The sequence below is a fragment of the Mesorhizobium sp. M1E.F.Ca.ET.063.01.1.1 genome, from assembly GCF_003998155.1.
Taxonomy (GTDB): Bacteria; Pseudomonadota; Alphaproteobacteria; order Rhizobiales; family Rhizobiaceae; genus Mesorhizobium.
In genome coordinates this window covers 1-3,019 of sequence record NZ_RZSC01000705.1, presented here as the reverse complement: position 1 = coordinate 3,019, position 3,019 = coordinate 1, and the positions used below count along the sequence as shown (strand labels likewise).

The 3,019-nt window shown below is 62.7% G+C and carries 5 protein-coding genes; all 5 read left to right on the top strand.

Features of this window, described 5'->3' with window-relative positions:
* Positions 1-139 precede the first annotated feature (139 nt).
* On the top strand, positions 140-406 hold the full coding sequence (locus tag EOA29_RS30935; RefSeq protein ID WP_126093292.1) for a DUF1778 domain-containing protein: 267 nt from the start codon (positions 140-142) through the stop codon (positions 404-406).
* 174 nt (positions 407-580) lie between these two features.
* Positions 581-883, top strand: coding sequence for a virulence factor (locus EOA29_RS30930; RefSeq protein WP_040969819.1), 303 nt, complete (start codon positions 581-583; stop codon positions 881-883).
* Positions 876-1,466, top strand: a complete 591-nt coding sequence (locus EOA29_RS30925; RefSeq protein ID WP_126093291.1) for a methylenetetrahydrofolate reductase C-terminal domain-containing protein — start codon at positions 876-878, stop codon at positions 1,464-1,466. Before EOA29_RS30930 ends, EOA29_RS30925 begins: the two co-directional genes overlap by 8 nt.
* Positions 1,463-2,554, top strand: coding sequence for a methylenetetrahydrofolate reductase (locus tag EOA29_RS30920; protein WP_126093290.1), 1,092 nt, complete (start codon positions 1,463-1,465; stop codon positions 2,552-2,554). Before EOA29_RS30925 ends, EOA29_RS30920 begins: the two co-directional genes overlap by 4 nt.
* An 80-nt stretch (positions 2,555-2,634) precedes the next feature.
* Positions 2,635-3,019: dihydropteroate synthase (locus tag EOA29_RS30915; protein ID WP_189479037.1), on the top strand; the 385-nt coding region annotated here is incomplete at its 3' end.

Sequence of the window (3,019 nt, the reverse complement as noted above, 5' to 3'; positions counted from 1 at the left end):
ACCCCAACCTGCCGTCGAAGCAGTGGTTTCACCCCACGATCTGGTTTTATCTCTGGACCGGCCTGACGAAGCGCGTTTGGTAGGCTCGTTCAATCGGTCGCCCTGTATGTTACCGTCCTACAGGAAGTGAGTTCTGCCGATGTCCATCATGGCCCCTATCAATATTCTCGTCACCTCTGACGAACGTAAGATTCTTGAAGCTGCTGCCAGTCAAGCGCACACCAATCTCAGTGACTTCATCCGGCGCAAGGCCATTGAGGCAGCCGAAATGCAGGTGCTGGGCGGGCATGTTGTGACGATCCCGGCTGCCGATTGGGAAAAGTTCGAGGAGTGGGCAAAGTCCCCACCGACCGATCTCCCCGAACTGCGAAAGCTCGCTGAGTCACGGCCTGTGTGGCAGGACTGACATCTCCCCGGCCCCTTGCCATCGATGACGGAGACGCCGTCTCCCAATCCGGGCTCGCGACCTTTCGTTTGCGACCTCCAGCAGCGTCGCTTTTGAAGGCGCGCGCGTCGTCCCATAACAAGCGGCCCAAGGGCGCATGCGGCAATGCTCCAAACATCGAGGAGTTGAGAATTCATGGCCGATCTGATCGTCGTCTATTGGCGCGACATCCCCGCGCAGGTCATCGTCAAGAAGGGCCGGCAGAACGCCAAGCGCGAACTGCCGCTGCGCTTCACCGAGGCGATCGACATGTGCGCCATGCGCACCGGCGCCGGCGGCACAGACGACTACCTGGCCGAATGGCGCAAGGCCGATCCGGTTCCGGTCGGCGACGACATCGAAGCCGAGGTCGAGAAGGCTTACCAGGACCTCGACGCGAAATATGACCGTGAGCGGCTGGTCGCTCTGGTCAAGGCTGGCGGGAAAGAAAATGTCTGAGAAACAGCCGGCGGTCACCCAGGCCACTCTGGTCAAGAAGGCAGCGCCGAAGTCCGATTACAAGCCTGCCGACGTGTCGCCGCAGCGGCGGGTCCAGCGAACTTTTGCCGTGAGATTGTGGTCGATCCGGCACTCGCGATTGCTGGAATGGTTCTACAGCAGGTTCGCCGACGTCTTCCTGCTTTTGCATCCTTTGTGGAAAGGCATCGGCTATGGCCGCGTCGAGGCCCCGGTGAAGTTCGTCGAAAAGCGCGTCAAGGGCTTCATGTTTGACTGCCGCATGTGCGGCCAGTGCGTCCTCTCCTCCACTGGCATGTCGTGCCCAATGAACTGCCCGAAGCAGCTTCGCAACGGCCCCTGCGGCGGCGTGCGCGCCAATGGCAATTGCGAGGTCGAGCCGGACATGCCCTGCGTCTGGGTCAAGGCCTGGGAAGGCTCCCGCAACATGGTGCACGGCGACAAGATCCTCGACGTGCAGAAGCCGGTCGACCAGTCGCTGCGCGAAACCTCGGCCTGGCTCAGGGTGACGGCGCAGGCCGCGGCAGCTCGTGAAACGAACCAGAACCCCGGAGCTTCGGCATGATCGCCCGCCAGCGCGACGAGAACCCGGCCGGCATCCACCTGCCGCTCGATCCCCTGCCCGGCCACACTTCGCGCGGCCGGCTGGAGCGCGTGCTGCGCCGCGGCGAGTTCGCGGTGACGACCGAGCTCAACCCGCCCGACAGCGCCGACCCCGAAGACGTCTACAACCGCGCCAAGATCTTCGACGGCTGGGTCGACGCCATCAACGCGGTCGACGCGTCCGGCGCCAACTGCCACATGTCGTCGGTCGGCATCTGCGCGCTGCTCACCCGCATGGGCTATGCCCCGATCATGCAGATCGCCTGCCGCGACAAGAACCGCATCGCCATCCAGGGCGATGTGCTGGGCGGTGCTGCGATGGGCGTCGCCAACATGCTGTGCCTCACAGGCGACGGCGTCCAGGCCGGCGATCAGCCAGGCGCCAAGCCGGTGTTCGATCTCGATTCAATGTCGCTGCTCGAAACCATCCGCATCATGCGCGACAATGGCAGGTTCCTGTCCGGCCGCAAGCTGACGACACCGCCGCAGGTCTTCCTCGGTGCCGCGGTCAACCCCTTCGCGCCGCCTTACGATTTCCGCCCGATCCATCTCGGCAAGAAGATCGCCGCGGGCGCGCAGTTCGTGCAGACGCAATATTGCTTCGACGTGCCGATGTTCAAAGCCTTCATGCAGAGCGCGCGGGACTTGGGGCATACGGAAAAGGTCTTCATCCTGTGCGGCGTCGGGCCGCTCGCTTCCGCCAAGACGGCGAAATGGATCCGCTCCAATGTGCCGGGCATCCATATCCCCGACGCGGTGATCAAGCGGCTCGAAGGCGCGCAGGACCAGAAGAAGGAAGGGAAGCAGCTCTGCATCGACATCATCAACGAGGTGAAGGAAATTCCGGGCGTCGCCGGCGTCCATGTGATGGCCTACCGCCAGGAAGAGTATGTCGCCGAGATCGTCGATGAATCGGGCGTGCTGAAGGGCCGCCAGCCCTGGAAGCGCGAAATCCGCCGCGACGACCAGCTGGTTGCCGAGCGGCTCGACCACATATTGCACGACGAGATTACCGAAACCCAGGTGGATATGGTGAAGACCGCGCATTGACGGCGCGGCCGACACACATACGCTTGAACGAAATCAGATAACGATATAAAGAACTCTTTATATCCCGACGGAGAGATCGCATGACCCGCACCATCGTCGCCTCAGCCACCCGAGAAATCGTCATCGGCTTCGACCAGCCCTTCTGCGTGATCGGTGAGCGCATCAACCCGACCGGCCGCAAGAAGCTCGCCGCCGAAATGGTGGCCGGCAACTTCGAGACCGTCATCAAGGACGCGCTGGAGCAGGCCGCCTGCGGCGCCACCATGCTCGACGTCAATGCCGGCGTCACCTCGGTCAATCCGAATGAGACGGAGCCGGGCCTCTTGGTTCAGACACTGGAGATCGTCCAGGGACTGGTCGATCTGCCGCTGTCAATCGACAGTTCCGTCACCGCGGCGATCGAGGCTGGACTGAAGGTCGCCAAGGGCCGTCCGCTGGTCAACTCAGTAACCGGCGAGGAAGAAA

Excerpts from the sequence above, each read along its gene's own strand:
- EOA29_RS30935 (WP_126093292.1), top strand. The coding sequence starts at position 140 with ATGTCCATCATGGCCCCTATCAATATTCTCGTCACCTCTGACGAACGT.
- EOA29_RS30920 (WP_126093290.1), top strand. The coding sequence starts at position 1,463 with ATGATCGCCCGCCAGCGCGACGAGAACCCGGCCGGCATCCACCTGCCG.
- EOA29_RS30930 (WP_040969819.1), top strand. The coding sequence starts at position 581 with ATGGCCGATCTGATCGTCGTCTATTGGCGCGACATCCCCGCGCAGGTC.
- EOA29_RS30925 (WP_126093291.1), top strand. The coding sequence starts at position 876 with ATGTCTGAGAAACAGCCGGCGGTCACCCAGGCCACTCTGGTCAAGAAG.